This is a genomic window from Putridiphycobacter roseus (assembly GCF_003234935.1).
In the GTDB taxonomy this organism is placed as follows: Bacteria; Bacteroidota; Bacteroidia; order Flavobacteriales_D; family Crocinitomicaceae; genus Putridiphycobacter; species Putridiphycobacter roseus.
Genome location: NZ_QKSB01000097.1, coordinates 1 through 511, shown reverse-complemented (window position 1 = coordinate 511; position 511 = coordinate 1). Strand labels below are relative to the sequence as shown.

The window sequence follows — 511 nt, the reverse complement described above, 5'->3', positions numbered from 1 at the left end:
CCTACAGACTATCGCTTCCCTGGCCAACTAACGTACGTCAGGCCGCGCTGAATAAGGAACTTGCTAATGTCGCTATCGATCAATAACTCCCCCTTTGTCAATGTTGATAAGTCGGTCTATGACCGTAGCCCAGCTTCAGCCGATGTCAATAAAAGTGCGCTGCCTGCCAAGGCAGATACTCGGGCGCCGGTTCGCAGTGACTGTTTCCAAGTTGCGCCCAATAACGTGATAGTCAATGGCGGTGCACTCACCAAGTTGTTTGACATGTTTGATATGGTCTTCAGGGCCATGCGCGAGGTGCTTTCCGGAAGAAACATAGCCGCTGATGTACTGCCCCAGTCGGGGCAATTGCCGGGCGTTAAGCCGGACGCGCGCCAGCTGCCTGTGACCCCTGACAAGGGCAACCTGCCGTTGAAACCACAGCAGCGCGACTTGCCAGGCGTGAAGCTGCCGATGGAGCCTCGGTACGTTGATCCGGCATGGGTGCGGCCTGACGAGCACGAGCACGAGC

Annotated in this window: 1 protein-coding gene; it reads left to right on the top strand. The window is 56.8% G+C overall.

What is annotated here, in order from left to right; all coding sequences use genetic code 11:
• Positions 1–66: 66 nt before the first annotated feature.
• The coding region (locus DNU06_RS17680) for a hypothetical protein (RefSeq protein WP_146239335.1) at positions 67–511 on the top strand (445 nt) is incomplete at its 3' end.